The 25,517-nt window shown below is 68.4% G+C and carries 27 protein-coding genes; 13 read left to right on the top strand and 14 right to left on the bottom strand.

The window, feature by feature from the left end; translation table 11 throughout:
- Positions 1 to 23: 23 nt before the first annotated feature.
- The 7 genes from G578_RS0110725 to G578_RS0110695 all read right to left on the bottom strand — a co-directional run bounded on the left by G578_RS0110725 (position 24) and on the right by G578_RS0110695 (position 5,215).
- The gene (locus tag G578_RS0110725; protein WP_028794234.1) at positions 24 to 1,385 is read right to left on the bottom strand and encodes a class I SAM-dependent RNA methyltransferase; all 1,362 of its coding nucleotides are present in this window, start codon (positions 1,383 to 1,385) and stop codon (positions 24 to 26) included.
- Between the two features lie 119 nt (positions 1,386 to 1,504).
- Positions 1,505 to 1,957, bottom strand: coding sequence for a YbaN family protein (locus G578_RS0110720; RefSeq protein WP_084618815.1), 453 nt, complete (start codon positions 1,955 to 1,957; stop codon positions 1,505 to 1,507).
- 67 nt (positions 1,958 to 2,024) lie between these two features.
- Positions 2,025 to 2,336, bottom strand: coding sequence for an ArsR/SmtB family transcription factor (locus G578_RS0110715; RefSeq protein WP_028794232.1), 312 nt, complete (start codon positions 2,334 to 2,336; stop codon positions 2,025 to 2,027).
- A gap of 116 nt (positions 2,337 to 2,452) precedes the next feature.
- The gene (locus G578_RS0110710; protein ID WP_028794231.1) at positions 2,453 to 3,436 is read right to left on the bottom strand and encodes a zinc-dependent alcohol dehydrogenase family protein; all 984 of its coding nucleotides are present in this window, start codon (positions 3,434 to 3,436) and stop codon (positions 2,453 to 2,455) included.
- 29 nt (positions 3,437 to 3,465) lie between these two features.
- Positions 3,466 to 4,032, bottom strand: a complete 567-nt coding sequence (locus tag G578_RS0110705) for a carboxymuconolactone decarboxylase family protein (protein ID WP_028794230.1) — start codon at positions 4,030 to 4,032, stop codon at positions 3,466 to 3,468.
- A 28-nt stretch (positions 4,033 to 4,060) separates the two neighbouring features.
- A complete protein-coding gene (locus G578_RS0110700; protein WP_028794229.1) occupies positions 4,061 to 4,771 on the bottom strand; it encodes a glutathione S-transferase family protein in 711 nt (236 codons plus the stop codon).
- Positions 4,772 to 4,909: 138 nt separating this feature from the next.
- Positions 4,910 to 5,215, bottom strand: coding sequence for an alkylphosphonate utilization protein (locus tag G578_RS0110695; RefSeq protein ID WP_028794228.1), 306 nt, complete (start codon positions 5,213 to 5,215; stop codon positions 4,910 to 4,912).
- A gap of 249 nt (positions 5,216 to 5,464) precedes the next feature.
- Between G578_RS0110695 and G578_RS0110690 the strand changes: the two genes are divergently transcribed.
- Positions 5,465 to 6,049, top strand: a complete 585-nt coding sequence (locus G578_RS0110690; RefSeq protein WP_028794227.1) for a PAS domain-containing protein — start codon at positions 5,465 to 5,467, stop codon at positions 6,047 to 6,049.
- A gap of 57 nt (positions 6,050 to 6,106) precedes the next feature.
- On the opposite strand, the gene G578_RS0110685 is transcribed toward G578_RS0110690, so the two are convergent.
- The 3 genes from G578_RS0110685 to mtnA form a co-directional block, all read right to left on the bottom strand.
- Complete coding sequence (locus G578_RS0110685) at positions 6,107 to 6,607, bottom strand: PAS domain-containing protein (RefSeq protein ID WP_038013982.1); 501 nt, start codon at positions 6,605 to 6,607, stop codon at positions 6,107 to 6,109.
- Between the two features lie 28 nt (positions 6,608 to 6,635).
- Positions 6,636 to 8,306 (bottom strand): peptide ABC transporter substrate-binding protein, encoded by a 1,671-nt coding sequence (locus G578_RS0110680; RefSeq protein ID WP_028794225.1) that lies wholly within the window; start codon positions 8,304 to 8,306, stop codon positions 6,636 to 6,638.
- 409 nt (positions 8,307 to 8,715) lie between these two features.
- Positions 8,716 to 9,816, bottom strand: a complete 1,101-nt coding sequence (mtnA, locus tag G578_RS0110675) for an S-methyl-5-thioribose-1-phosphate isomerase (RefSeq protein WP_028794224.1) — start codon at positions 9,814 to 9,816, stop codon at positions 8,716 to 8,718.
- A gap of 113 nt (positions 9,817 to 9,929) precedes the next feature.
- On the opposite strand from mtnA, the gene purB reads away from it, so the two are divergent.
- The gene (gene purB, locus G578_RS0110670; RefSeq protein ID WP_028794223.1) at positions 9,930 to 11,231 is read left to right on the top strand and encodes an adenylosuccinate lyase; all 1,302 of its coding nucleotides are present in this window, start codon (positions 9,930 to 9,932) and stop codon (positions 11,229 to 11,231) included.
- Between the two features lie 24 nt (positions 11,232 to 11,255).
- On the top strand, positions 11,256 to 12,170 hold the full coding sequence (locus tag G578_RS28385; RefSeq protein ID WP_051244565.1) for a GNAT family N-acetyltransferase: 915 nt from the start codon (positions 11,256 to 11,258) through the stop codon (positions 12,168 to 12,170).
- A gap of 151 nt (positions 12,171 to 12,321) precedes the next feature.
- Here G578_RS28385 and G578_RS28380 read toward each other — a convergent pair whose 3' ends face one another.
- Together G578_RS28380 and G578_RS0110655 are read right to left on the bottom strand one after the other, a co-directional pair.
- Positions 12,322 to 13,347, bottom strand: coding sequence for a 2OG-Fe(II) oxygenase family protein (locus G578_RS28380; RefSeq protein WP_051244563.1), 1,026 nt, complete (start codon positions 13,345 to 13,347; stop codon positions 12,322 to 12,324).
- A gap of 37 nt (positions 13,348 to 13,384) precedes the next feature.
- Complete coding sequence (locus G578_RS0110655; RefSeq protein WP_028794222.1) at positions 13,385 to 13,711, bottom strand: DUF1476 domain-containing protein; 327 nt, start codon at positions 13,709 to 13,711, stop codon at positions 13,385 to 13,387.
- 180 nt (positions 13,712 to 13,891) lie between these two features.
- Between G578_RS0110655 and G578_RS25795 the strand changes: the two genes are divergently transcribed.
- From G578_RS25795 to G578_RS0110605, 10 genes are all read left to right on the top strand, one after another.
- Positions 13,892 to 14,701 carry an NRDE family protein gene (locus G578_RS25795; RefSeq protein ID WP_051244562.1) on the top strand — a complete coding sequence of 270 codons (810 nt, stop codon included), beginning with the start codon at positions 13,892 to 13,894 and terminating at the stop codon, positions 14,699 to 14,701.
- Positions 14,702 to 14,855: 154 nt separating this feature from the next.
- Positions 14,856 to 15,623 carry a phosphoribosylaminoimidazolesuccinocarboxamide synthase gene (gene purC, locus G578_RS0110645; RefSeq protein WP_028794221.1) on the top strand — a complete coding sequence of 256 codons (768 nt, stop codon included), beginning with the start codon at positions 14,856 to 14,858 and terminating at the stop codon, positions 15,621 to 15,623.
- A 46-nt stretch (positions 15,624 to 15,669) separates the two neighbouring features.
- Positions 15,670 to 15,912, top strand: a complete 243-nt coding sequence (purS, locus tag G578_RS0110640; RefSeq protein ID WP_028794220.1) for a phosphoribosylformylglycinamidine synthase subunit PurS — start codon at positions 15,670 to 15,672, stop codon at positions 15,910 to 15,912.
- A 124-nt stretch (positions 15,913 to 16,036) separates the two neighbouring features.
- Entirely contained in the window at positions 16,037 to 18,001 is a 1,965-nt protein-coding gene (locus G578_RS28375; RefSeq protein WP_051244557.1) for a PAS-domain containing protein, read from the top strand.
- Between the two features lie 114 nt (positions 18,002 to 18,115).
- Complete coding sequence (gene purQ, locus G578_RS0110630) at positions 18,116 to 18,799, top strand: phosphoribosylformylglycinamidine synthase subunit PurQ (RefSeq protein WP_028794219.1); 684 nt, start codon at positions 18,116 to 18,118, stop codon at positions 18,797 to 18,799.
- Between the two features lie 14 nt (positions 18,800 to 18,813).
- A complete protein-coding gene (gene purL / locus G578_RS0110625; protein WP_028794218.1) occupies positions 18,814 to 21,036 on the top strand; it encodes a phosphoribosylformylglycinamidine synthase subunit PurL in 2,223 nt (740 codons plus the stop codon).
- Between the two features lie 25 nt (positions 21,037 to 21,061).
- Positions 21,062 to 21,295: a BolA family protein gene (locus G578_RS0110620; protein ID WP_028794217.1), complete on the top strand. Its 234-nt coding sequence runs from the start codon at positions 21,062 to 21,064 to the stop codon at positions 21,293 to 21,295.
- Positions 21,296 to 21,328: 33 nt separating this feature from the next.
- The gene (grxD, locus tag G578_RS0110615; protein WP_028794216.1) at positions 21,329 to 21,679 is read left to right on the top strand and encodes a Grx4 family monothiol glutaredoxin; all 351 of its coding nucleotides are present in this window, start codon (positions 21,329 to 21,331) and stop codon (positions 21,677 to 21,679) included.
- A 91-nt stretch (positions 21,680 to 21,770) separates the two neighbouring features.
- Positions 21,771 to 22,139, top strand: coding sequence for a DUF3592 domain-containing protein (locus G578_RS25785; RefSeq protein WP_093151764.1), 369 nt, complete (start codon positions 21,771 to 21,773; stop codon positions 22,137 to 22,139).
- A gap of 5 nt (positions 22,140 to 22,144) precedes the next feature.
- The gene (locus G578_RS0110605; RefSeq protein WP_051244555.1) at positions 22,145 to 22,867 is read left to right on the top strand and encodes an HAD family hydrolase; all 723 of its coding nucleotides are present in this window, start codon (positions 22,145 to 22,147) and stop codon (positions 22,865 to 22,867) included.
- Positions 22,868 to 23,020: 153 nt separating this feature from the next.
- Here the strand turns inward: G578_RS0110605 and G578_RS0110600 are convergent, their stop codons facing one another.
- Both G578_RS0110600 and G578_RS0110595 read right to left on the bottom strand, forming a co-directional pair.
- Positions 23,021 to 23,878 (bottom strand): universal stress protein, encoded by an 858-nt coding sequence (locus tag G578_RS0110600; RefSeq protein WP_028794214.1) that lies wholly within the window; start codon positions 23,876 to 23,878, stop codon positions 23,021 to 23,023.
- A gap of 37 nt (positions 23,879 to 23,915) precedes the next feature.
- On the bottom strand, positions 23,916 to 25,484 hold the full coding sequence (locus tag G578_RS0110595; RefSeq protein WP_281169164.1) for a SulP family inorganic anion transporter: 1,569 nt from the start codon (positions 25,482 to 25,484) through the stop codon (positions 23,916 to 23,918).
- Positions 25,485 to 25,517 lie beyond the last annotated feature (33 nt).

The following is a 25,517-nucleotide window of genomic DNA, read 5'->3' as shown; positions in this document are numbered from 1 at the left end:
GGTCTCCTTGGATCGGTGAGGCGTCAGCGCCGGAAGACGGCGACAAGCTCGATGTGGGGAGACCAGAGAAACTGGTCAATCGGCACCAGCCGCTCCAGCGTGTAGCCGCCCTCGACCAGGGCGGCGGCATCGCGGGCGAAGGTGGCCGGGTTGCAGGACACGGCGACGATCGTCGGGATCCCGCTGGCGGCCAGCGCGGCGGCCTGGGCCTTGGCCCCGGCGCGCGGCGGGTCGAACACGACAACGTCGAACCCGTCCAGTTCGTCGCCTTCCAGCGGCAGTTTGAAGAGCTCCCGGGTTTCCGTCTTCAGCCGGGCCGTCCCCAGCCCGGCGGCATCGGCGGCCGCGCGCAGGGCACGGATCGCCAGCGTGTCGCCGTCGATCGCCAGCACCGGACCGTCGGCGGCCAGGGGCAGCGACAGGGTGCCGATCCCGGCGAACAGGTCGAGCCGACGCTTGGCCTTGCGGGCCGCCTGCGCCACGGCCTCCCGGATCGCGGTCTCGCCGGAGGCCGTCGCCTGCAGGAAGGCGCCCGGCGGCGGCGTCACGTCGACGCCCCCCAGCCGGATAGTCGCCGCCCCCCGGCCGGACAGCGGCTCCGGCATCGGGTCGGAATCACCCGCCACCCGCATCGACAGCCGGGCCAGGCCCTCGGTCTCGGCGAACTTGGCCCAGGCCTCGCGTTCCTGCAGGTTCGGGCTGCGCGGCAGCACCACCAGCATGTCCAGGCCGCTATGCAGGTGGTTGACGATGACGTCGGCGCCCTCGCCCGGTTGCAGCACCCGGTGCATCTGGTCGCTGACGGGGTGCAGCAGTGCCTGGATCGGCGCCGTCAGCACCGGGCAAGTATCGAGCGGGACGATCTTGCTGCCGCCGCGCTCATGGAAGCCGAGGACGGTGCGGTCGGACAGGCGGCGCACGGCGAAATCGGCGCGCCGCCGCGTGCCCGGCTCGGCCGTCACCAGCGGCGCCATCGGAAATCCCTCGATCCCGACCCGCGACAGGTGCTGGCGGATCTGGCCGACCTTCCAGTCCTGATAGGACTCGTCGCGCCAATGCTGCAGGGCGCAACCGCCGCAGGTCATGAAGTGCGGGCAGGCCGGATCGACACGATCGTCGGCGGTGGACAGCAGCTCGACCGGTTCGGCCGCCACCCCCTCGCCCCGATCGGCGACAGGCCGCGCGCGCACCCGCTCGCCCGGCAGGGTGAAGGGCACGAAAACCAGGCGCGCACGCTCGTCATAGCCGATCTTCACGGTGGCGGTGCCGACCCCGTCGCCCCGGCCGCCGACGGTCTCGATCTCGACATCGACCGGTCCGGCATTGGCGGGGATCCGACCCTTCTTGATCGGCGTCGGCTTTGAGCGTCTGCGGCGCGGTGGCATATCGGATCAGACTTTCTTTCCGCCCAGTACCAGTACAGGGCCGCGCCGACAGATCGGCGGGTGGCGAAGGGTTTAACGGAAGTGAGGAGTTTGGGCCAGTCCGACGGCGGCGTTGGCCGTCAGCTCGGGTCGGCGATCCGCCCCGGACGGGTGACGATCCAGGCGGCGACCGCGACCATGACCGCGATGCTGGTCCCCGGGATCCAGGCATTCGACGGAAAGGCGGCGATCAGCATGGCGGCGGCCAGGGTCATGGCGGCCACGGCGGCGATCTTCGCCTTGGTCGGGATCACCCGATGGCGATGCCACGCCCGCAGGCCGGCGCCGAAGCGCGGATGGCTGTAGAGCCAGAGATGCAGGCGGTGGGAGGAGCGCGAGAACGCCCAGAGCGCCACGATCAGGAACACCGTGCCCGGCAGGCCCGGCAGGATCACGCCGGCGATGCCGATGGCGAGGCACACGAAGCCGAAGATCTGAAGTCCGAGCCTGGCGGCGCCACACAGCTCCGCCGGCAAGACAATCTCGGTCTCGTCGGTGCTGCGCGGAGCGGTGTCGGCCGGGTTCTGGGTCATGGCGATTAAGTGTCGCTGAAACCCGTCAATACAAGGTTAAGGCGCCGAAGCCGTCAAGCGCCGCCGCCTACTCGGCCGCGCAGTCGAGGCCGGCCTCCGCGGAAACCAGATCCTCGCCGAGGACGCGGACCAGGCTGCGCACCCCATCCAGGTCGCAGCTGTAGATCACGTGCCGGCCGCGTCGGGCCGAGCGGACCAGCTCCGCCTGCTCCAGCAGCCCCAGATGATGGGACAGGGTCGAGGCCACCACACCGAGCTCGCGGGCGATCACCCCCGCCGACAGGCCGGCAGGGCCTGCCCGCACCAGCAGACGGAAGATTCCCAGCCGAGTCTCCTGCGCCAGCGCCGACAACGCCGCGACGACCTTCCTCGGTTCCATAACGCCACACCCGGCAGGTTTTCAGACGTGTCAGATGAAAATTAGTTAGTTCTTTGTGAAAAATATTGGCGGTAAATCCACATGGCGTCTAGTGACAATTTGTGTCTGAGGGCGGTTCAGCCGTTCGGTCGGAGCAGTACCTTTCCGCCCCGGCCATAGGTCCCGGCATGGCGCATCGCCGCCTCGATCTCCTCCAGCGGATAGCGGGCCTCCACCGGCACGACGAGGGTGCCGTCCTGGATGCGCTCGGCCAGGGCCTGGTACATCTCGGCGACCTCCTCATAGGCCAGGCCCGACGCCACCTTGGCCAGCCAGAAACCGGTCAGGCTGAGCCCCTTGAACACCAGGTGGTCGGCGCTGATCTCGCAGGGTCGGCCGGACAGCAGGCCGTAATTGACGATCACCCCGCCCGGCGCCAGGCAGTCGGCCATGCGGTGCACCATGCTCCCGGCCACCGCGTCGATGCCGAGCCGGATCTCCGCCCCGCCGGTGGCGTCGTGGACGTGCCGCACCAGGTCCGGGCCGTCGACCACCACCACATCCGCGCCCTGGTCCATCAGCGGCTCGATCAGTTCCGGACGGCGCACCACGTTGACCGTGCGGATCCCGGCGGCCGCGGCCAGCCGGATCAGGTTGATGCCGACCCCGGAATTGGCCGCGTCCTGGATCACCCAGTCGCCGGGAGCGAGGTCGACGTAATCCTTGAGCATGCGATAGGCGGTGGCCCCGTTCACCTTCAGCATGGCCGCCTGCTCGACATCGATATCGGCCGGCAGCTTCACCGCCTGGGTGCCCTTCAGCACCACCTTGTGGGCCCAGTTCGTGCGCCCGAGGCTGAGCACCACGTCGCCCGGGGACAGGTGGTCGATCTCGGTGCCCACGGCCTCCACCGTCCCCACCCCTTCGATGCCGAGGCGCGACGGCACTTCGGGCAGGCTGGCGTATTTGCCCTCGATCAGCAGCAGGTCGGCCGGGTTGATCGAACAGGCCGCCAGGGACACGACGATCTCGTCGGCGGCGGGCGCCCCGGGCGCCGCCACTTCGACGGCCTTGACCACCTCATGGGCCGGCCCGATGGCCGTGAGTTCCGCTGCCAGCATCGAAGCCTCCTCCGTCGGATCACATGCGTTCAGTCCAGTTCGGGCTGGGCATCGCCCTCCAGCGGGACGTTGAACGCGTTCAGGGTCATCGAGATCAGGGTGTAGTAGCCGAGGATGCCGACCAGATCGACCACCCCCCGCTCGCCGAGAAGCGTCACCGCCTCGGCATAGAGTTCGTCCGTCACCTTGCGGTCGCGGTGCAGCGTCTGGGCGAAGTCGTGCACCACGCGCTCGTCCTCCTTCTCGAAGGGCGGCGTCCGGCGGGTGCGGACGGCTTCCACCACCGCCTCCGACAGGCCGGCCTTGAGCGCGATCGGCTTGTGCACCGTCCATTCGAACTGCGCGCCCCAGACCCGGCCGGTCACCAGGATCGCCAGCTCCGACAGCCGCGGCTCCAGCGACGAGCCGTAGCGGCAGAACGCGCCGAGCTGCTGCGCCTTGTCCGCCAGATCCGGCGAGGTCAGCCAGATCGCCAGCGGTCCCTGCACCTTGCCGCGCGGGCCCGAGGCGATCTCGTCATGGATGCGCCGCTGTTCCGGCGACAGCTTGTCTGGTTCGGGCAGTCTGAGGCGCGGCGGCGGCAGGACGGGCGGCATGCGGTTTCCTCCGGGTTTCTTGTTCCGTTCAGGCGGCCTTGGCGACGATCGGTTCCTGGCGGGCGATGCCGCCATTGCTGTCGAGCACGCGCTCGAACCAAGCATGGATCGGATCGTCGCCCTCCACCAGTTGGAAGGTCGAGGTCAGCCGCGCCCACTGCATCGAGCCGAACAGGATGTAGTCGGCATAGGTCGGCGCGGTGCCGCCGATGAACGGCTGGTCCTTGACCACCAGCCGGATCGGCTCCAGCGCGGTGCGGAACGCCGCCACCTTCTCGTCGCGCTTGGACTGGAATTCCGCCAGCGTCATGCCGAAGCGCTGCTCGCGCGAGGTGCGGAAATACTCCCGGCAGGTCTCGTCCACGCAGTCGAACACGTCGGCGACGATAAGCGGCGCGATCAGCGGCTGCACCATGCGGTCGACGAAGCCGTTGATGACCTTGGCCATGCCGCGCCCGGCCGTTCCGACCTCGGGGCTGCCGAACAGCGACGGCTTGTCCGGGAACGCGTCCTCCAGGAAGCAGGCGATGGCGAAACTGTCGGCCACCACGGTCTCGCCGTAGCGGATCACCGGCACCAGCTTCTGGCCGGAGAAGGCCACCTTCTCCTTCTCGGTGAACTTCACCAGCTCCAGGTCGTAGTCCAGCCCCTTATGGGCCAGCGCCATGCGGGTGCGCCAGCCATAGGGGCTGAACCGCGCTCCGTCCTTGCCGCACAGATCGTAGAAGGTGATGGCCATGACGCGCTCCCTGCGAGGACCGGTTGAAGGGACGGCGACGCTAGCAGAGCCCGCGCGCGGCCGACAATGCAGGGAATGGCGCCGCGACCGCGAAGGGTGTCTTGCCGCCATGCCCCGCTCCGCCCGCACCGGCAGGGATCAGCGCTTGCGCACGAACTCGGTGCGCAGGACCAGGCCCTTGATGCTCTCGTGGCGGCAGTCGATCTCCTCGGGGTCGGCGGTCAGCCGGATCGACTTGATCACCGTGCCCTGCTTCAGGGTCTGGTTCGCGCCCTTGACCTTCAGGTCTTTGATCAGCGTCACGGAATCGCCGTCCGCCAGGACCGTGCCGGCGGCGTCGCGCACCGGCACCGCGTCGGGCTCGGCGGCCGCGGCGGCCTGCCCGGCCGGAACCCACTCGCCGCTGGCCTCGTCGTAAACGTAATCTTCATGCGCGTCGGTCATGGTACGCCTCGGTTGAATTTGTCGGCTCGGTTGAGCTGATCGGCCCGGTTGAACTGATCGGATGGGGCTTGCGGATCGTATGGAAGAGACGCGTACCGCAGGGCTCCGGAACCAGAGACCTACGCTTCGGCGCGGGACGGCGCAATCGCCGCGGGGGTCGGGCGGCGCAATCGCCGCGGGCGCGCCGCCGGCTGCACCGATCCGCGGCGGCTTGCCTTTCCGCTGCGCACCAATAGGTTAGGGCTCACGATGAGCGACGACAGAAACTACGCGTCCGATGTGGCGACCCTGGCCGCCGTAGAGCATCCGGACCACCGCGCCCTGCTGGAGTTCTGGTACGCCGCCAAGCCGGAGGGCGGCCTGCCGTCGCGCGAGACCTTCGAGCCGTCGGACTTCCGCGCCATGCTGCCGCGCATCGCGGTGATCGAGCCCTGCCTGGTGCTGGACGGCCTGCCGGTGGAGCCGGCGGCGCCGAACCCAATGTCGGAGGATGACAGGCCGGCGGAGCGCTCGTTCCGCTACCGCCTGGCCGGCACCGAGATCGTCGAGCGCGCCGGCCGCGACCCGACCGGCAAGACCTTTCACGCGCTGTACCGCGACGCCTACCTGTCGACCGCGATCCGGACCTACGAGGAGATCCTGGCCGCCCGCGTGCCGCATTTCTCCCAGCGCGTCTTCCCGATCGGCGACGGCACCAGCGAGCTGCGCTACGACCGCCTGATCCTGCCCTTCGCCCGGGACGGCCAGACGATCGACAGTTTTCTGCTCTGCATCGTCGTGGTGTCGCAGAGCGGGACGGTGAAGGTGGAGGGGAGCTTTAGGCGGTATACTTGAGACGCCCCATTCCAGCGTATCAGACGGTAACGTTTCTCCTCGGCTCCACCTCGTTGTTCACGCCTCCCACTCCCGCACAAGCCCGATCATCAGCATGTCCACCCGCTCCCCGCGGACAGAGAGCGGCAGGCCCAGCCGGTGGAAGGTGCCGATCCGCTTGTCGCTGATGTCCTCGTAGGGCCCGGTCACGTAATGCGGGCGGCGGGTCTCCACCGTGGCGAGGTTCCAGGGGCGGGTGGTCTCCCCCAGGCTGGTCGGGGCGCCCTCGTACAGGTAGCGCCCGGTCAGGTCGCGGCCGCGCAGGTCGGCGACCTCGGTGCCGTAGAGCCGCACCCGGAAGCGCAGCGGGTCGTGGGTCACGTCGAGCAGGATCAGGTGGCTCAGAACCTGGGGGATCTCCAGCGGATCGAGATCCGCGCGGGCCGGCATCAGGCGGTCGCCGCGCTTGGCGTCCCAATAGGCGTACAGACCGCTCAGCAACGGATGGCCGACCGCACCCCACTCCACAGCCTCCCGGACGGACGTCCGCGCGCCCGGCGTATCCCGTTCCCCGGTCACGGCCCCCTCCCCGCTATTCGGTCATCCGCTACTCCGCCACCCGCCAGTCCTCGATCCAGTTGGTGGTGGTGTACTTGTGCCCGGTCGGCCGCACGCCCTCCAGCCATTTCGGCAGGATGTAGCTGTCGGCCCGGAAATACAGCGGCAGCACCGGCAGGTCGGTGGCGTAGAGTCGCTGCAGCTCGGCCCACAGCGCGCCGCGCCTGTCGCGGTCGAGCTCGACCTCTATGGCCTCGATCAGCCGGTCCATCTCCGGATTGCTGTAGCCGGTGTAGTTCTGGCCGCCCCAGTTGTTCGCCTCGCTCGGGATCGACTCCGAATGCAGGGTGGTGCGCGGCAGGTGCTCGGGCGCCGACAGCCAGGCGAACATGGCCAGCCCGGTGAAGCGGCGCTTGGAGACGGTCTCGCCGAAGAACACCCGCGGCGGCTCGTTGCGGATGACGGTCTCCACCCCGACCCGCTTCCAGTAGTCGGCCAGCACCTGCTGCACCAGCTCGCGCGTCCGGTTGCCGGCCGTGGTCATCAGCGAGATCGACAGCTTCTGCCCCTCGCCGTTCACCCGGATGCCGCCCGGCCCCGGCGTCCAGCCCGCCTCCTCCAGCAACGCCTTGGCCGCCTCCGGGTCGTAGGGATATGTGGACACGCCCTCGGTCGTATGGGTCCAGTCCAGCGGGTTGACCGAGCCGGTCGCCACCGGCTGCTTGCCGGCGAACAGGCGGTTGTTAATCGCCTCCCGGTCGATCGCGTGCAGCAGGGCGCGGCGCACCTTGAGGTCGCCCAGGATCGGGTTGGACAGCATGACGTCCAGATGCTCGTAGATCAGCCCGGGCTGGTAGATCACGGTGTAGCTGTCGCCGTGGCGCTTCTCGAAGGCGATGGCCTGGTCGATGGCGAGCCCGCTCTCCCCGGCGATCATGTCGATGGATCCGGACAGCAGGTTGGCCTCCAGGGCCGAGGTGTTCTCGATGGCGCGGATCACCACCCGGTCGAAGACCGGGCGCGTGCCCTTCCAGTGCTCGTTGCGGGCCAGCACGATCTGGCTGCCGACCTGCACCTCGGCGACCCGGTACGGCCCGTTCCACAGGCCCGGATTGGTCGGGTCGGTCTGGTACAGGGTGCGGTTGCGGTACTCCTTGGGCTCGGCGAAGGCCGGCCGGTCGAGATGCGCCGGCATGACCGAGAAATCGCCCATGGAGCGGTAGCGGTAGTCGAGCTTGCGGTTGACGATGGTGAAGCGCTTCGGGCCGTGCACCTCGATGTCGAGCACGTCCTGATAGGCCTTCAGGATGTCGACCCCGGTCTCCGGGTTGCGGCCCATCTCCCAGGCGAACAGCACGTCGTCGGTGGTGACCGGCGTGCCGTCGCCCCAGAAGGCGTCGGCGCGGATCTCGTAGGTCTTGCGCACGCCGGTGACCGGCTCACCCGCCTCGGTCTTCGACGGGAAGGTCTCGGCGTCGCCGTCCTCCAGGCTCGGCAGCTTGACGCAGAGCTGGCAGACCGGCGCCCAGTCCTGGTCCTCGACGGTGAGCTGACGCTGGGTGGCGGCCAGCACGTAGGACTTGGCCAGCATCGCGTCGATCATCGGATTCAGGGTCGAGGGATACTGGCTGACCCCGATGGTCAGGGTGTCGCGCGCGGCGGCGATGCCCGGCAGCAGGAGCAGGAAGGCGGATAGGGCGAGCAGGAAGCGTCGGCGCATGGTCGGACCTCGTGTTGCCAGAGGTCGAGGATAGGGCCGCGCGGCGCCGGGTCAATTCGCGAGGCGTCGCACGGTGCGGGAAATCGCGTCTGGGGTCTCCATGGTGAGGACGGGAGAAGCGGAGGCCCCTATGCAGCCGTCTCCGACCCCGGCCGGGGTCCACACCGGCGCGCCGACGGCCGTTGCCCCCAAAGCCGCCGCTGGACGCCGCCGGACCGTGGACCCCGGTGCCGGGCGGGGACGGCACGGGGCGGTGGGGGCACGGGCAGTGGCGGTACGAGCGGTGGCGGCATGGCGGTGGTGCCGGGCGGCGGCGGTGTCGGCCCATCCACCCTTCTCTCACTCCCCGGAATAAATCCGGGGAATGAGAGAAGGGGAAGCGGTGGAGGGGCGCCTGCCCTGCTCGCCCCTATTCTCCCGCCGCCCGGTGCTCCGGGAACAGCGACAGCAGGCCGGCCGGGGTCGCCGCGCAGACGCCGCGTTCGGTGATCAGGCCGGTCACCAGCCGCGCCGGGGTGACGTCGAAGGCCGGATTGCCCGCCGGCGAGCCCTTCGGCGTGATCGTCACCGACGCGAGCGTGCCGTCGTCCAGCCGTCCGGGAATGCGGGTGACCTCCTCGCCGGACCGCTCCTCGATCTCGATCCTCATGCCGTCGTCCAGCGTCCAGTCGATCGTCGGGCTCGGCAGCGCCACGTAGAACGGCACGCCGTTATCCGACGCGGCGAGCGCCTTCAGATAGGTGCCGATCTTGTTGGCGACGTCGCCGTTCGCCGTCACCCGGTCGGTGCCGGTGATGACCATGTCGACCTTGCCATGCTGCATCAGATGGCCGCCGGCATTGTCGACGATCACCGTGTGCGGCACCCCGTGGTTGTTCAGCTCCCAGGCGGTCAGGAAGGCGCCCTGGTTGCGCGGCCGGGTCTCGTCCACCCAGACATGCACCGGAATGCCCTCGTCATGCGCCTGGTAGATCGGCGAGGTCGCGGTCCCCCAATCCACCGTCGCCAACCAGCCGGCGTTGCAGTGGGTCAGGATGTTCACCGTCTCGCCCGGCTTCTTCGCCGCGATGGCGCGGATGATCTCCAGCCCGTGGCGGCCGATGGCGTGGTTCAGCTCGGCATCCTCGTCGCAGACCTGCTCGGCGAAGGCCTTGGCCGCCCCGACCCGCGCGTCCGGGGACAGCGGCGCCAGCTTCGCGCGGCCGGCATCCAGCGCCCAGCGCAGGTTCACCGCCGTCGGCCGGGTGGCCATCAGAGTGGTGTAGGCGCTCTCCAGGTTGCCGTCGGAGGAATCCTCGCGCATCGCCAGCCACAGGCCCCAGGCGGCGGTCGCGCCGATCAGCGGCGCGCCGCGCACCAGCATCGCCTTGATGGCGTGCGCGGCGTCTTGCATCGACGCCAGCCGCAGCGTCTCGAAGGCATGCGGGAGCTTCGTCTGGTCGATGATCTCGACCGCCTCGCCGTTCTTGGCCTGCCAGATCGGGCGGTAGTGGGTTCCGTTGACCTTCATCGTCTCGTGTCCTCCCGCGATAGGGCGGTGCGCTGCTGCTTCGTTCAGGTGACTCCGGCGGGGCCGGATGATATGACCCTCGCATCCCAACCGCCACCGGAGTCCGTCCCCGCATGATCCCGCGTTATTCCCGCGAGAAAATGGCGTCCATCTGGTCGCCGGAATCGAAGTTCCGGATCTGGTTCGAGATCGAGGCGCATGCCTGCGACGCCCAGGCGGAACTCGGCGTGATCCCCAAGGAAGCCGCCAAGGCCGTGTGGGAGCGCGGCGCCTTCGAGGTCGACCGCATCGACGCCATCGAGGCCGAGGTCAAGCACGACGTCATCGCCTTCCTGACCAACCTCGCCGAACATGTGGGGCCGGAAGCGCGCTTCGTCCACCAGGGCATGACCAGCTCCGACGTGCTGGATACCTGCCTGGCCGTGCAGCTCACCCGCGCCGCCGACATCCTGATCGAGGATGTGGACGCCCTGCTGGCCGCCCTGGAGCGCCGGGCCTTCGAGCACAAGAATACGGTCAAGGTCGGCCGCAGCCACGGCATCCACGCCGAGCCGACGACCTTCGGCGTGACGCTCGCCTCCCACCACGTGGAGTTTCAGCGCTGCCGCGAGCGTCTTGTCATCGCCCGCAAGGAGGTCGCCACCTGCGCCATCTCCGGCGCGGTCGGCACCTTCGCCAATATCGACCCGTTCGTCGAAGAGCATGTCGCCAAGGCGCTGGGCCTGGAGGCCGAGCCGGTCTCCACCCAGGTCATCCCGCGCGACCGCCACGCCATGTTCTTCGCCGTGCTCGGCGTGGTCGCCTCGTCGGTCGAGCGGCTGGCCACCGAGATCCGTCATCTCCAGCGCACCGAGGTGCGCGAGGCCGAGGAGTTCTTCAGCGAGAAGCAGAAGGGCTCGTCCGCCATGCCGCACAAGCGCAACCCGGTGCTGACCGAGAACCTGACCGGCCTCGCCCGGCTGGTGCGCATGACGGTAGTGCCGGCGATGGAGAACGTGGCCCTGTGGCACGAGCGCGACATCTCCCACTCCTCGGTGGAGCGGATGATCGGCCCGGACGCCACGGTGACCCTGGACTTCGCGCTGGCCCGCCTGACCGGCGTGATCGACAAGCTGATCGTCTACCCGGAGACCATGCAGGCCAATCTGGACAAGCTCGGCGGCCTGATCCACAGCCAGCGGGTGATGCTGGCGCTGACCCAGGCCGGGGTGAGCCGCGAGGACGCCTATCGTCTGGTCCAGCGCAACGCCATGCCGGTCTGGCTGGAGGGCAAGGACTTCCGCACCCTGCTGGGCGCCGACAGCGAAGTGACGACCGCGCTCAGCGCCGAGCAGCTCGACGGGCTGTTCGACCTCGGCTACCACACCAAGCATGTGGACACGATCTTCAGGCGCGTGTTCGGCCGCACCGAGTAGGTCCGAACGGATGCGGGGGCGGATATGATCCACTACCGGCCCGCCCTCGCCTCCGACGCTCCGGCCGTCGCCCGCATCCTGCGGCTCTCCATGCGCACGGCGATGCCCTGGCTGCCCGATCGCTACACGCCTGACGAAGACCTCTGGTTCGTCGAGAACCGGATGCTGCCCGACGCCCGGGTCACCGTCGTGGAAGAGGACGGTACCGTCGTCGGGTATATGGCGCTGAGTGCGGTCGGCGACTGGATCGAGCATCTCTACCTTCTGCCCAGCCATTGGCGCCGTGGCTTCGGAACCGAGCTGCTCTGCCGCGCACAGGCCGAAACGAAAGAACTCCAGCTCTGGGCCTTCCAGCAGAACCTCCCGGCCCGCCGCTTCTACGAGCGGCACGGGTTCCGCGCCGTCGACTTCACCGATGGCGCCGGCAACGAAGAGAAGACGCCGGACGTACGCTATCTCTGGCGCGCCGACGGCAGCCAGTTCGATGCGCCGCCGCTGACCTATCGCGAGATGACGGTGGCCGATATCCCCGCAGCCCTGGAGATGCGCTTCACGACCAACGAGAACGCCATCACGCCGGAACAGTTGGAGCAGCAATACGGTGTGACGGTCCGAAGCCTGACCCCGCGCCTCTCCGCCGAACTGAAAGGCTGGCTCTGCGCCGCCGACGGCCAGGTCGTGGGCTTCGCCATGGCAGACCGCAGCGACGGCGAGGTGGAGGTGCTGGCGGTTCGGCCCGGATATGAGGGGTTCGGCATCGGCCGCCGGCTGTTGGAGCTGGCGGTGGACTGGCTGCGGGAGCAGGGCTGTTCGCCGATCTGGCTCTGCGCCTCCCCCAATCCGGACCTGCGCGCCTCGGCGGTGTATCGCCACCTGGGCTGGCGGAAGACCGGGCGTCGCGTCGGCGCCGACGAGGTGCTGGAACTGGCGGAACGTTAGGACCGCTGGAGTTCAGCCGTTTCCGTTGCCCGCTCCCTCCCCCACCACGATCCTCAATCCCCGGATTTATTCCGGGGAGTGACCAAGGGAAGAGGTGGAGAAAGATCCCGGATCGGGTCCGGGATGACCTGCCGGGCTAGCGCCCGACAGGTCACTTCGGATCGATGAGAAACGTCGTCAGCACCCAGCGCTGGCCCTTGGTGACCGGCTTGGCCTCGTGCAGGACCTCGCAGCCGAAGATCGCTCCGGCCCCCTTGGGCGGGGCGTAGAGATGCGGGCCGTATTCCGGAAACGTCAGTTCGCCGCCCTCGTAACCCTCGTTCAGGTTCAGCGAGACGGCGAACCGGCGCCGGCGCTCGGAGCGCAGGCTGTCGCGGTGCGGGGCGAAGAAGTCCTTGCGGTCTTCGCCGTAGCCCAGGACCGTCAGCATCTCGAAGCGCAGCGGCGCGTGGAAATTGAAGACCTTCTGGATCTCGTTCATCACCCGCGGGCCGATCTGCTGGGCGATCGTGCGCTGGATGTCCGGGTCCTTGACCACATGCTCGCGGTTGCGCTTCACCGTGTCGTCGGCGACGTTCTTGAAGCCGTCATTGACCGTGCCCTCGACATTGTCCGCCTTCCACGCATCGATCAGCGCGTCGCACAGAGGATCGGGCAGCAGCTTGTCGAGGATCATGGCCGGCGCCGACCGCACCAGACGCTGGGCACCGGCCCGGGCCGCCTTGGCCTCGACCTCCAGAACCCTGACCGCGTCGCCGACCGGATCGCGGCTGTCGGCGGTGGTGAACAGCGCGATCACCCGCTGGTTGGCGTCCAGGGCGGCAACCGCCGCCTCCGGCCGGTCGGCATCGTTCTGCGATCCGTCGGGCAGCGGCCGGAACAGCCGCATGCCGTCGCCATAGGGATCGATCATCGCCAGCGCCCCGGGATCCATCTCGCCCTCGGCCTCGCGGCGCATGAGGACGAAACGGTGCGCGCCCAGCTTGTCGAGCGCGCCGGCTCGCCTGGCCAGGGCCGAGAGCAGCTTGCGTCCCTCGCCCGTCGTCGGATTCGGCACGGCGGCCACCAGGATCGGCCCGCCTTTGACCTCCAGATAGAGCTGTCGCGCCCGGCCCTTGATGTCCGGGAAGGTCAGGTTCGGCGTCCGGTCGCCCGGACGCAGGGCGGGAATACTCATGTCAGACTGTCTGTCGGCCGGTATCGGGACAGGCGGTTCAGGACTGGGCGCTGATCTGCGCCGTCGCCACCACCAGCAGCTCGTTCATCTTGTGGCGCAGCCGGGCCTCGGAGAGCTCGCCGCCGGCGGCGCTGACCTTGGCCATGACGAATTCGACCACATCGCTGTCGCCCGGCCGGTCGAAATCGGCGGCGACGACTTCCTTGGCGAACTCGGCGCGCGCGTCGCCGGTCAGCCCCAGGAACTCATCGGCCACCCACTCTCCCAGCATCCGGTTGCGGCGCGCGGTCGCCTTGAACAGCAGTTCCGCATCATGCGCGGACTTGTTCTCTTGGGCCTTCTCACGATCGTCGAACCCGCTCATCACACGCCTCCCAGGCTAGGCGGAACCTTAAAAACAGGATATCGCCCGCAGGACGGCACGGACGAACCGGGCGGACCATACACAACCGCCCCCGCGATGTGAACGCGGGAGTTCGGCCCGGCGGCCCAGCCCTTATTGAGCCTTGCCGCCGGGCCGGCAACGCGCCACTTTTGGCCTCCCATGTGCAGCGTAATCATCCTGCGCCGGCCGGGCCATCGATGGCCCGTGATCATCGGCGCCAACCGTGACGAGATGGCCGACCGGCCGTGGAAGGCGCCGGACCGGCACTGGCCGGACCGCCCGGAGGTGGTTGCCGGACTCGACGTGCTGGCCGGCGGGAGCTGGTTCGGTATCAACGATTTCGGGGTTCTCGCCTGTATCCTGAACCGGCACGGCACCCTGGGCCCCGCCGTCGACAAGCGATCGCGGGGCGAACTCGTGCTGGAGGCGCTGGAGCATGCGGACGCCGCCGATGCGGCCCGGGCGCTGGCCACCATCGAGCCGTCGAGCTATCGCGGCTTCAACCTGCTGATCGCCGACAGCCGCGATGCGTACTGGATCGCCAACCGCGAGGACGATTCGGGCATCTCGCTGGAGAACGTGCCCGAGGGCGTCTCCATGCTGACCGCCCATGACATGAACGACCGCCGGGGCTCGCCGCGGGTCTCGCGCTATCTCGACCGGTTCCGCGCCGCGCCCGCCCCCGACCCGGCGGGCGGCACGGACGGCGCGGGCGACTGGGACGTCTGGGCCATGCTGCTGGGCTCCCGCGACTTCGCCGCCGAGGCCGGACCGGCCGGGGCGATGACGGTGGTCAGCGACACCGGATTCGGCACCAGCAGCTCCAGCCTCGTCGCCCTCCCCGCCCCGGGGGAAGGCCGCCCGATCCTCAGGTTCGCCGCCGGCCGGCCCGACACAACGCCGTACGAGCGGATCGACGCCTGGCAGGACGGGCCGGAGGACGCACCGGACGACACGCCGCACACCTGAGATCGCGTCCGACCGCCGCGCCCACGGGCCGAGATTGAGTTGGCGGGGGCCTGCTGATATAGGGTCCGCATTCACGCGCGCAGAGTCCGGCGGAGTCGGCGCCGCGCGACGATCGCGACCCGATATTCGATCCGCCGATTTGGAGACCATTTTGATGGCCAGACGCCGCAAGCTCTACGAGGGCAAGGCCAAGATCATGTACGAGGGTCCCGAGCCCGGCACGATCATCCAGTATTTCAAGGACGACGCCACGGCCTTCAACAACCAGAAGCAAGGCGTGATCACCGGCAAGGGCGTGCTGAACAACCGCATCAGCGAATACCTGATGACGAAGCTGACCGAGATCGGCGTCCCCAATCACTTCATCCGCCGCGTCAACATGCGCGAGCAGCTGGTGCACGAGGTCGAGATTCTGCCGGTCAAACTGGTGGTGCGCAACGTGGCCGCCGGCTCGCTGGCCAAGCGTTTCGGCCTGGAGGAAGGCACCCAGCTGCCGCGCTCGATCATCGAGTACTATTACAAGTCCGACGAACTCAACGACCCGATGATCTCCGAGGAGCACATCACGTGCTTCGGCTGGGCGGCCACCCAGGACCTGGACGACATGGTCACCCTGTCGCTGCGGGTGAACGACTTCCTGGTCGGCCTGTTCCTCGGCGTCGGCCTGCGCCTGATCGACTTCAAGCTGGAGTTCGGGCGCTGGTACAACGAGCACGACGAGGTCCAGATCGTGCTGGCCGACGAGATCAGCCCGGACAACTGCCGGCTCTGGGACGTCGCCACCAACGAAAAGATGGACAAGGACCGCTTCCGCCGCGATCTGGGCGGTGTTAAGGAGGCCTATCAGGAGGTCGCGCGGCGCCTGGGCGTGCTGCCGGAGGCCGGACCGATGGACCTCAAGGGACCCAAGGCGGTTCAGTAACCGGGCCGTTCAGCAACACGCCAATCGCACCACACGGGATAAGACGATGAAAGCCACCGTTCACGTGACGCTCAAGTCCGGCGTTCTCGACCCCCAGGGAAAGGCCATCGGCCACGCGCTCTCCACGCTCGGCTTCACCGGCGTGGGCGAGGTCCGCCAGGGCAAGGTCATCGAGATCAGCCTGGACGAGACCGATGCCGCCAAGGCCGAGGCCGACGTGAAAGCCATGTGCGAGCGTCTGCTGGCCAATACGGTGATCGAGAACTACAGCATCCGAATCGACGGATGAGCCTGTGCGCCGGCGCTTCGGCACCGTGCGGCCGTCGGGCCGGCACGTCACAGCAAATTTCGCGCGGCCATACTCCGTGATTCTGCGCTACCATTCGCGCGCCTGGAGCAATTGAGCCGAGCCCGTGCCGACGCCGAATACCACCGACTCCATCGACGGCCGTGTCGACCAGGAAGCAGCGGCCTTGTTGGAGGCCTTGGCCCACGCAGCCATCGGGATCGTCGTTCTGGACACGGACCTGAAGCTCGTCGCGTGCAATCCGAGCTTCGCCACGCTCAACGAGCTCGATCCGCGGGATCTGGTTCCCGGATGGCCCTATGAGCGCCTGATCCGCCGCAACGCCGAGCGCGGCCTGTACGGCGGCGGCGATGTCGACGCCCGGACGCGCGATCGCCTGGATTTCACCCGCAACGCCCCGCCCTTCCAGCTCGAACGGCTGCGCGAGAACGGCTCCGTCCAGCTCATTTCCGGTTCCCGGCTGCCGTCGGGCAACATCGTGGTGACCTTCGACGAGCGCGGTCCCGCCGCGCTGGAACGTCTCGGCGACTCCATGCTCAGCTACGCGTCGCTGCGCCGCGCGCTGGAGCACAGCCGCCAGGGCATCGAGATCTGGGACTCCGCCGACCGCCTGCTCTACATCAATCCGGCCATGCAGGAGATCGCCCGGGAAACCGGCGTCCCCATGCGGATCGGCATGACCTTCGAGGAACTGATCCGGGCGCGCGCGGAACGCGCCACCGAGCCGCTGGAGGGCGACGACGCCGAGACCTTCATCCGCGAGCGCGTCGCCCAGCACCAGCGCGGCGGCGAGGACCACCTGATCCCCTGGTCGGACAATCGCTGGTACCTGGTGCGCGACGGCCGGCTGCCCGATGGCGGCACCATCACGAGCGTCAGCGACATCTCCGAGCTGAAGCGGGCGGAACGGGCCCTGCGGGAGAGCGATACCCGCCTGCGCGACTTCGTGCGGGCCAGCTCCGACCGGTTCTGGGAACTCGACGCCAAGCTGCGGTTCACCCTGCTGATGGATCTGCGCGCGGACACCAGTTACCCGGCATCCTCGCGGTTTCTCGGTCGCACCCGGTGGGAGACGGCGGGCGCCGATCCGGAGAGCAGTCCCTACTGGGCGCAGCACAAGGCCACCCTGGAGCGCCGCGAGCCGTTCCGCGACTTCCGCTATGCGATCGCCGGCGCTACGGGCGAATACCGCCATTGGCGGGTGTCCGGCGTTCCGGTGTTCGACGAGACCGGCGCGTTTACCGGCTATCGCGGGACCTCGGTCGACGAGACCGACTACCGCGAGGAGCTGCAGCAGGCGCAGAAGGCGCTGCAGCGGGCGCTGCGCGACGCTGAGACCGCCAACCGGGCGAAGTCGATGTTCCTGGCCACGGTCAGCCACGAGCTGCGCACGCCGCTGAACGCCATCATCGGGTTCTCCGACCTGCTGGTCAGCGAGGTGTTCGGCCCGCTCGGCGATCCGCACTACGTCGCCTATGCCCGCGACGTGCAGGCGAGCGGCCACAGCCTGCTCTCCCTGATCGAAGACATGCTCGACCTGACGCGGGCGGAGATCGGCCAGATCATGCTGCGCGAGAGCCGGGTCGACATCGCCACCGAGGTCGCCGCCTCGGTCGGCATGGTGCGCAGCCGGCAGACCGGTGCCATGGCCCCGATCTCGATCGAGGTGCCGGTCGACCTGCCGCCGATCTGGGCCGACGGAAGGCTGATCCGCCAGATCCTGTTCAACCTGATCTCCAACGCCGCCAAGTTCACCATGGCCGACGGACGGGTGGCGATCGAAGCGGAGATCGACGACGGCGGCCTGCAGATCCGGGTCTGCGACACGGGAATCGGAATCCGGTCGCAGGACATCGACACCGTGCTCCGCCCCTTCGAACAGGTCGACAGCGCGCTGAGCCGCAAGTACGAGGGCATCGGCCTGGGTCTGCCCCTGTCCAAATCCTTCGTCGAGCTGCATGGCGGAAGTCTTGAGATTCAAAGCGAACTGGGGATCGGAACCAAGGCCATCGTCCGCCTGCCGAAGGGACGGATCGGCGCCGACGGATCGCCCCCCGCACCGACCACCTGACCGGCCTGCTTGCCGCGCTTGCACACGGACGCGCGCGGCCCTAGTTTCCCGCCGAACAGGTCCTCCCCGCCTCCGAAGCGACGAGCTGCCGGGGCAACCGCCGTTGGAGCGCCCATGAAATCGGCCATCATCGTCTTCCCTGGATCTAACCGCGACCGCGACATGGTCATGGCCCTGCGCCAGGCCTCGGGCAGCGACCCCGCCATGATCTGGCACAAGGAAACCGAGATCCCCGACGTCGACCTGATCGTCGTCCCCGGCGGTTTCTCCTACGGCGACTACCTGCGCGCCGGCGCGATGGGCGCGCTGTCGCCCGCCATGCGCACGGTGAAGGAGCGCTCCGACAAGGGCGTGCCGGTGCTGGGCGTGTGCAACGGCTTCCAGATCCTCACCGAGGCCGGGATGCTGCCGGGCGCGCTGATGCGCAATTCCGGGCTGAAGTTCGTGTGCAAGACCGTGCACCTGAAGGTCGAGACCTCGCAGAGCCTGTTCACCAGCGGCTACAGCGACGGCCAGGTGATCTCGGTGCCGGTCGCCCATAACGACGGCAACTACTTCGCCGATCCGGACACCCTCGACCGGCTGGAGGATCGCGGCCAGGTCGCGTTCCGCTACGTCGCCGCCGATGGCAAGCCGGGCAACAACCCGAACGGCTCCCAGCGCGACATCGCCGGCATCTACAACGAGACCAAGACGGTGCTCGGCCTGATGCCGCATCCCGAGAACGCGATCGAAGCCCTCCATGGCGGCACGGACGGGCGCGGCCTGTTCGACGGCCTGGTCAAAGCGCTGCACTGAACACCGGATAGACAATGACCCTTCCCAACGCCGCCATCACCGACGAGGTCGTGGCCGAGCACGGCCTGACCCAAGACGAGTATCAGGTCGTCCTGCGCATCCTCGGCCGCGAGCCGAACCTGACCGAGCTGGGCATCTTCTCGGTCATGTGGTCGGAGCACTGCTCCTACAAGTCGTCCAAGCGCTGGCTGAAGACGCTGCCGACCGACGGCCCGAACGTGATCCAGGGCCCGGGCGAGAATGCCGGCGTCATCGATATCGGCGAGGGTCTGGCCGCCGTCTTCAAGATCGAGAGCCACAACCACCCGTCCTTCATCGAGCCCTATCAGGGCGCGGCGACCGGTGTCGGCGGCATCCTGCGCGACGTGTTCACCATGGGCGCGCGGCCGATCGCCAACCTGAACGCCCTGCGCTTCGGCGACCCGGACCATCCCAAGACCCGGCACCTGATCTCCGGCGTGGTCGGCGGCATCGGCGGCTACGGCAACTGCGTCGGCGTGCCGACGGTGGCCGGCGAGGTGAACTTCCACCCGGCCTATAACGGCAACATCCTGGTCAACGCCATGACCGTGGGCCTGGCCCAGGCCGACCGGATCTTCTATTCGGCCGCCGCCGGTCCCGGGAACTCGGTCGTCTATGTCGGTGCCAAGACCGGCCGAGACGGCATCCACGGCGCCACCATGGCGTCCAAGGAGTTCGACGAGGACAGCGAGGAGAAGCGGCCCACCGTCCAGGTCGGCGACCCGTTCACCGAGAAGCTGCTGCTGGAAGCCTGCCTGGAGCTGATGGAGCGCGACTGCATCGTCGCCATCCAGGACATGGGCGCAGCCGGCCTCACCTCCTCCAGCGTCGAGATGGCCGACAAGGGCGGTCTCGGCATCGAGCTCGACCTCGACCAAGTGCCGGTGCGCGAAGAAGGCATGACCGCCTACGAGATCATGCTGTCGGAGAGCCAGGAACGCATGCTCATGATCATCCGCCCGGAAAGCGCCGACGAGGCGCGGGCGGTGTTCGAGAAATGGGACCTGGACTTCGCCGTGATCGGCTCGGTCACCGAGACCGGCCATATCGTCCTGAAGAAGGACGGTGTCGTGCAGTGCGACATCCCCGTCGAGCCGCTGGTCGGCGAGGCGCCGGAATACGACCGCCCGCACACGCCGACCGCGCCGCAGCCGATGATCGCCGCCGCCGACGTCGCCGCACCCAAGGCGTCCCTGGGCGAGGTGCTGGCCACCCTGATGTCCTGCCCGGACATGGCCAGCCGCCGCTGGATCTGGGAGCAGTACGACCACCTGGTCATGGGCGACACGATGATCCGCCCGGGTGCCGACAGTGGCGTGGTCCGCATCCGCGACACCGACCGGGGCCTCGCCGTCACCGTCGACTGCACCCCGCGCTACTGCCTCGCCGATCCGAAGACCGGCGGCGCGCAGGCAGTGGTGGAGACCTGGCGCAACATCACCGCGACCGGCGCGACGCCCCTGGCCGCGACCAACAACCTGAACTTCGGCAACCCGGAGAAGCCGGTCATCATGGGGCAGATCGTCGGCTGCGTGACCGGCATGGGCGATGCCTGCCGGGCGCTGGACTACCCGATCGTGTCGGGCAACGTCTCGCTCTACAACGAGACCGAGGGGACCGCGATCCTGCCGACCCCCGTCATCGGCGGCGTCGGCGTGATCGAGAATGTGAACAAGCTCGCCACCCCGGCCCTGAAGGCCGCCGGCGAGACCCTGGTCGTCCTCGGCCAGCCGGCCGACCGCAAAGACGGCTGGCTGGGCTGCTCGCTGTACCTGCGCGAAGTGGAAGGCCGGGAGGAAGGCGCGCCGCCGCCGATCGACCTTGCGGCCGAGAGGCGCACCGGCGACCTGGTCCGCGCGCTGATCGCCGAGGGGGCCGTGAGCGCCTGCCACGACGTCTCCGACGGCGGCCTGCTGGTCGCGGTGGCGGAGATGGCGCTCGCCTCCAAGACGTTCGGCGCGGACGTCACGGCACCCGAGGGTGCCGTGGCCCATGCCTGGGCGTTCGGCGAGGATCAGGGCCGCTACGTGGTGACCACCTCGGACCCCGCCGGGCTCACCGCCCGTGCCGAGTCGGCCGGGGTTCCGGCCGCCACCGTGGGCACCGTGGCGGATGGCGGTCGATTGACACTCAATGGTATGCCCCTCATATCGGGGGAGGAGCTGAGCCGTCGGCACGAGGCCTGGCTGCCGAAATACATGGCCGCCGAAAGCTGAACCGGCGGCAGAGGGAGAGACGACGATGGCCATGGAAGCGAACGAAATCGAGCGCCTGATCAAAGAGGCGCTCCCGGACGCCCATGTGACGATCGAGGATCTGCGCGGCGACGGCGACCATTATGCATGCCATGTCGTGTCGTCTGCCTTCACGGGAAAGAACCGCGTGCAGCAGCATCAGCTGGTGTACAAAGCTCTTCAGGGACGCATGGGGACCGAGTTGCATGCGCTCGCCCTGCAAACCGCCGCCCCGGACTGACCGGCGCGGCCAGAGACTGAAAGGAGCGTGACGATGCTCGACGAGGCTCTCAAGACCCGGATCGACGACGAAGTCGCCAGCAGCGACGTGGTGCTGTTCATGAAGGGCACCCCGGTGTTCCCGCAATGCGGCTTCTCTGCGGTGGTCGTTCAGGTACTCAGCCATCTCGGCACCAAGTTCAAGGGCGTCAACGTGCTCGACGACCCGTCCCTGCGCGAAGGGATCAAGGAGTATTCGAGCTGGCCGACCATCCCGCAGCTCTACGTGAAGGGCGAGTTCGTGGGCGGTTGCGACATCGTGCGCGAGATGTTCGAGACCGGCGAGCTGATGGAGCTCATGAACAGCCGGGGCGTGGAAGTCCGGCCGAGTGAAGGTGTCGCCTGATCCCCGTCCGGACTCTCCGGATAATCCGCCAAGACGTTTCCGTTCGCCGTTTGAGATCCGACCGCGCACATTGGTGATTATCGGATTGCTGATGCTTGTCGGCGGAGCGTTCGGCCTGCGCGACCACATCAGCTTCCTGGTCTCCTCCGAGCAGGCGGAGGCCGAGGTGGTGTCGGTGGAGACCTTCGATCCGACCGAGGGCTTCACCCTCTACCGGCCGACGGTGCGCTATCTGACCGCAAATGGCGGCATGACCGCGACCGTCGCCGACACCTACCGCCCGACCGAGGCCGGCGAGATGCTGTCGGTCGCCTACGATCCTGCCAATCCGGCCGATGCCCGGCTGATGGACCCGCGCGACCGCTGGATCCTGCCGCTTTGGATGGTGGTGTTCGGCGCGATCACCATCGTGATCGGCATCCGCCGCGCCCGGCGCGGGCCCTCCCCCGACACGGACTGACGCCGGTGCTGCACGAGGCGCTCGCCGTCGCCGGCATCCGCGGCATCGTCTTCGACAAGGACGGCACCCTGATCCGCTTCGAGGAGACCTGGACGCCGGCCTTCTGGGCCAGTGCCGAGGCACTGGCCGACGATCTGGGCCGCCCTGGACTGGCGGAGGCGTTGATGGTGGCCGGTGGCTGGTGCCCCGACGCCCGGCGCATCCTGCCCGGCACGGAACTCGCCTCCGGCACGACCGACGTGGTGGCCCGTCTCTGGCGCGCGGTGGCGCCCGAGCTGCCCGAGGACGCCGAGTTGATCCCCTGGCTCGATACCGTGTGGCACGCGCAGGCGATGGCGCATCTGACGCCGATCGACCCGCTGCCGTCCTTGTTCGCCGGGCTCCGCGCAGACGGGCTACGCTGCGGCCTCGCCACCAACGACAGCGAGACCGGGGCGCGGGACACCGCCGAGCGCCTGGGCATCGCGCCGCATCTGAGCTTCACCGTCGGCTACGACAGCGGCCACGGGGCGAAGCCCGGACCGGGGATGCTCCTGGCCGCCCAGGCGGCCTGGGGGCTGGCACCGGCAAAGACGGCGATGGTAGGGGACTCCCCCGCCGACCTCGCAGCGGGCCGCGCGGCCGGCTGCGGCCTGGTGATCGGGGTGCTCTCAGGCGCCAGCGGCCGCGAGGTGCTGGAACCGCTGGCCGATCTGCTGCTCGAGGACGTGCACAGGCTGCGGCTTTAGCGGCGGCCCCCTCTCCCCTGTCCACTACTTCCCCTCACACACTCCCCGGCCTTGTGCCGGGGCTAGGCGTCCGCTTTCCCGTACGCCACGAGTGTTGCCCCGGCACAAGGCCGGGGAGTGAGAAAAGGCTCAAATCTTGAAGAGAGAAGTTCCCTACCGGTAGATCAGCGCCGGGATCAGGCAGTTGCGGATCGTCTCCTCGGTGGTCGACCCCAGAAACAGGTGCCGGAAGCGCGAGTGGCTGTAGGCGCCCATCACCAGCAGGTCGATGCCCACATCCTCCACATATTTCGCGATCACCCGGTCCGGCTGACCCGGAATCACGTCGACCGAGACCTGCAGGTTCCCGCCCTTGAGCAGCGCCTTGGCGTTGGCGAGGTTGCGCTCGATCTCCGCCGAGCGGTCGCCGACCGTCAGCAGGTGGCATTCCAGCCCGGAGAACAGCGCCGTGCGGGCCACGTAGTCCACCGCCTTCAGCGCCGTGCGCCCGCCGTCGAAGGCGATGAGGAAGCGCTTGATCGGCTTGAACGCCCGCGAGGTGATCAGCACCGGCACATGGGAGGACCGCACCACCCGCTCCAGATTGGAGCCGAGATGCATCTTGGCGAAATCGGCGGCCGAGCCGCGCTTGCCGATCACCACCATGTCGGCGCCGGTCTCCACCGCCGCCAGGGTCTCGATCAGGTCGCCGTGCCGCAGCTTCGGCGCCACGGTCTCGATCCCCTTCGCCTTCAGGGAGGTCTGGGCTTCCTCCAGGATCATCCGGCCCCGCTTCTGCGCCGCCTTGGCGTTCAGCTCGTCCAGGTCCGCCAGCTCCTTCAGCAGCTCCTCGCGCATGCCGGCGGAGAAGCTGCCGCTCAGGTCGGCGGGTGCGCTCGGCCCCTCGCGGCGGCCCAGCACATGGACCAGCTCGATTTCCGTGACGCCCAGCCGCCCGGCCGCCCAGGCCGTATGCTCGCTGACACTCTGCGAATAGATCGAACCGTCGATCATGGCGACGATCTTGCTCATCCCGCCCTCCCTTGCTGCCCGTGCCGGGTCCGGCCGCTCAATGCTCGAGCAGCCGGTCCATGGCGCCGGGCTTGTCGTGTACCGCCAGCTTGTCGACGATCGTCTCGCTGGCCTTGTTCAACCCCACGATCTCGACGTTGGCGCCCTCGCGGCGAAACTTCAAGACGACGGTGTCCAGGGCGGCGACGCTGGAGATGTCCCAGATATGGGCGCGCGACACGTCGATGGTGACGTTCTCCAGCGCCTCGCGGAAATCGAAGGAGGCCAGGAAGCTGTCGGCCGAGGCGAAGAATACCTGCCCCTCCACCACATAGGTCCGCGCCGAGCCGTCCGGCGACAGGGTGGAGGTGACGCGGAAGATCTGGGCGATCTTCCAGGCGAAGAAGATGCCCGACAGCAGCACGCCGACAATCACGCCGATGGCCAGGTTGTGGGTCGCGACCACCACCACCACGGTGGCCAGCATGACGACCGACGAGCTGCGCGGATGCACCCGCAGGTCCTTCAGCGACTGCCAGCTGAACGTGCCGATGGAGACCATGATCATGATCGCCACCAGGGCGGCCATGGGGATCTGGCGCACCCACTCGCCCAGGGCCACGCAGGCGATCAGCAGGAAGACCCCCGCCAGGAGGCAGGACAGCCGCCCACGCCCGCCCGATTTCACGTTGATCACCGACTGGCCGATCATCGCGCAGCCGGCCATGCCGCCGATGAAGGCGGTGCCGAAATTGGCGATGCCCTGGCCGACGCATTCGCGGTGCTTGTTGCTGGACGTGTCGGTCAGGTCGTCGACGATGGTCGCCGTCATCAGCGATTCCAGCAGACCCACCACGGCGATGCCGGCCGAGTACGGCAGGATGATCTGCAGCGTCTCCAGGGTCAGCGGCACGTCCGGCAGCAGGAAGATCGGCAGGGTGTCCGGCAGCGCGCCCATGTCGCCGACCGTGCGCAGGTCGAGGTCGAGGCCGAGGGAGACGGCCGTCAGCACGACGATACAGACCAGCGGCGACGGCACCGCCGTGGTCAGGCGCGGCAGCAGGTAGATCACGCCGAGACCGGCCGCCACCATCACATAGGTCAGGCCCGGCACGTCGATCAGCTCGGGAAGCTGGGCCATGAAGATCAGGATCGCCAGCGCGTTGACGAAGCCGGTCATCACGCTCTTCGACACGAAGCGCATCACCGTCGCCAGCCGCAGAAAGCCGCAGGCGACCTGCAGCAGGCCAGCGAGCGCCGTGGCCGCCAGCAGGTACTCCAGTCCGTGATCGCGCACCAGCGTCACCATCAGCACCGCCGTGGCCGCGGTCGCCGCCGAGATCATGCCCGGACGCCCGCCGAAGATGGCGGTCAGCACGGCGATCGAGAACGACGCGTACAGGCCGACCTTGGGGTCGACGCCGGCGATGATCGAGAACGCGATGGCTTCCGGAATCAGGGCGAGAGCCACCACCATGGCCGCCAGAACGTCATTGCGGACGTTGCCGAGCCATTCAGTCTTGATGGTATCGAGCGAGGTACCCTCCTGGGTGCCGGGGCGTGGGCGGAACTGGGATGCCAGGAGGACAGGGAGTACCGAAAACGCGACCATATTGCAATGCAGCATCGTCTTTTTCCAGGTATGGCAGTGCCTTGATGG

The sequence above is a fragment of the Thalassobaculum salexigens DSM 19539 genome (genome assembly GCF_000423805.1).
In the GTDB taxonomy this organism is placed as follows: Bacteria; Pseudomonadota; Alphaproteobacteria; order Thalassobaculales; family Thalassobaculaceae; genus Thalassobaculum; species Thalassobaculum litoreum.
The sequence above is the reverse complement of the archived record's forward strand: the minus strand, read 5'-3'. Positions and strand labels throughout refer to the sequence as shown.

Bases quoted from the DNA above. Each gene is read 5' to 3' on its own strand.
- G578_RS0110725 (WP_028794234.1), bottom strand. From the start codon at position 1,385: ATGCCACCGCGCCGCAGACGCTCAAAGCCGACGCCGATCAAGAAGGGT.
- G578_RS0110720 (WP_084618815.1), bottom strand. From the start codon at position 1,957: ATGACCCAGAACCCGGCCGACACCGCTCCGCGCAGCACCGACGAGACC.
- G578_RS0110715 (WP_028794232.1), bottom strand. From the start codon at position 2,336: ATGGAACCGAGGAAGGTCGTCGCGGCGTTGTCGGCGCTGGCGCAGGAG.
- G578_RS0110710 (WP_028794231.1), bottom strand. From the start codon at position 3,436: ATGCTGGCAGCGGAACTCACGGCCATCGGGCCGGCCCATGAGGTGGTC.
- G578_RS0110705 (WP_028794230.1), bottom strand. From the start codon at position 4,032: ATGCCGCCCGTCCTGCCGCCGCCGCGCCTCAGACTGCCCGAACCAGAC.
- G578_RS0110700 (WP_028794229.1), bottom strand. From the start codon at position 4,771: ATGGCCATCACCTTCTACGATCTGTGCGGCAAGGACGGAGCGCGGTTC.
- G578_RS0110695 (WP_028794228.1), bottom strand. From the start codon at position 5,215: ATGACCGACGCGCATGAAGATTACGTTTACGACGAGGCCAGCGGCGAG.
- G578_RS0110690 (WP_028794227.1), top strand. From the start codon at position 5,465: ATGAGCGACGACAGAAACTACGCGTCCGATGTGGCGACCCTGGCCGCC.
- G578_RS0110680 (WP_028794225.1), bottom strand. From the start codon at position 8,306: ATGCGCCGACGCTTCCTGCTCGCCCTATCCGCCTTCCTGCTCCTGCTG.
- mtnA (WP_028794224.1), bottom strand. From the start codon at position 9,816: ATGAAGGTCAACGGAACCCACTACCGCCCGATCTGGCAGGCCAAGAAC.
- purB (WP_028794223.1), top strand. From the start codon at position 9,930: ATGATCCCGCGTTATTCCCGCGAGAAAATGGCGTCCATCTGGTCGCCG.
- G578_RS28385 (WP_051244565.1), top strand. From the start codon at position 11,256: ATGATCCACTACCGGCCCGCCCTCGCCTCCGACGCTCCGGCCGTCGCC.
- G578_RS28380 (WP_051244563.1), bottom strand. From the start codon at position 13,347: ATGAGTATTCCCGCCCTGCGTCCGGGCGACCGGACGCCGAACCTGACC.
- G578_RS0110655 (WP_028794222.1), bottom strand. From the start codon at position 13,711: ATGAGCGGGTTCGACGATCGTGAGAAGGCCCAAGAGAACAAGTCCGCG.
- G578_RS25795 (WP_051244562.1), top strand. From the start codon at position 13,892: ATGTGCAGCGTAATCATCCTGCGCCGGCCGGGCCATCGATGGCCCGTG.
- purC (WP_028794221.1), top strand. From the start codon at position 14,856: ATGGCCAGACGCCGCAAGCTCTACGAGGGCAAGGCCAAGATCATGTAC.
- purS (WP_028794220.1), top strand. From the start codon at position 15,670: ATGAAAGCCACCGTTCACGTGACGCTCAAGTCCGGCGTTCTCGACCCC.
- purQ (WP_028794219.1), top strand. From the start codon at position 18,116: ATGAAATCGGCCATCATCGTCTTCCCTGGATCTAACCGCGACCGCGAC.
- purL (WP_028794218.1), top strand. From the start codon at position 18,814: ATGACCCTTCCCAACGCCGCCATCACCGACGAGGTCGTGGCCGAGCAC.
- G578_RS0110620 (WP_028794217.1), top strand. From the start codon at position 21,062: ATGGCCATGGAAGCGAACGAAATCGAGCGCCTGATCAAAGAGGCGCTC.
- grxD (WP_028794216.1), top strand. From the start codon at position 21,329: ATGCTCGACGAGGCTCTCAAGACCCGGATCGACGACGAAGTCGCCAGC.
- G578_RS25785 (WP_093151764.1), top strand. From the start codon at position 21,771: ATGCTTGTCGGCGGAGCGTTCGGCCTGCGCGACCACATCAGCTTCCTG.
- G578_RS0110600 (WP_028794214.1), bottom strand. From the start codon at position 23,878: ATGAGCAAGATCGTCGCCATGATCGACGGTTCGATCTATTCGCAGAGT.
- G578_RS0110595 (WP_281169164.1), bottom strand. From the start codon at position 25,484: ATGCTGCATTGCAATATGGTCGCGTTTTCGGTACTCCCTGTCCTCCTG.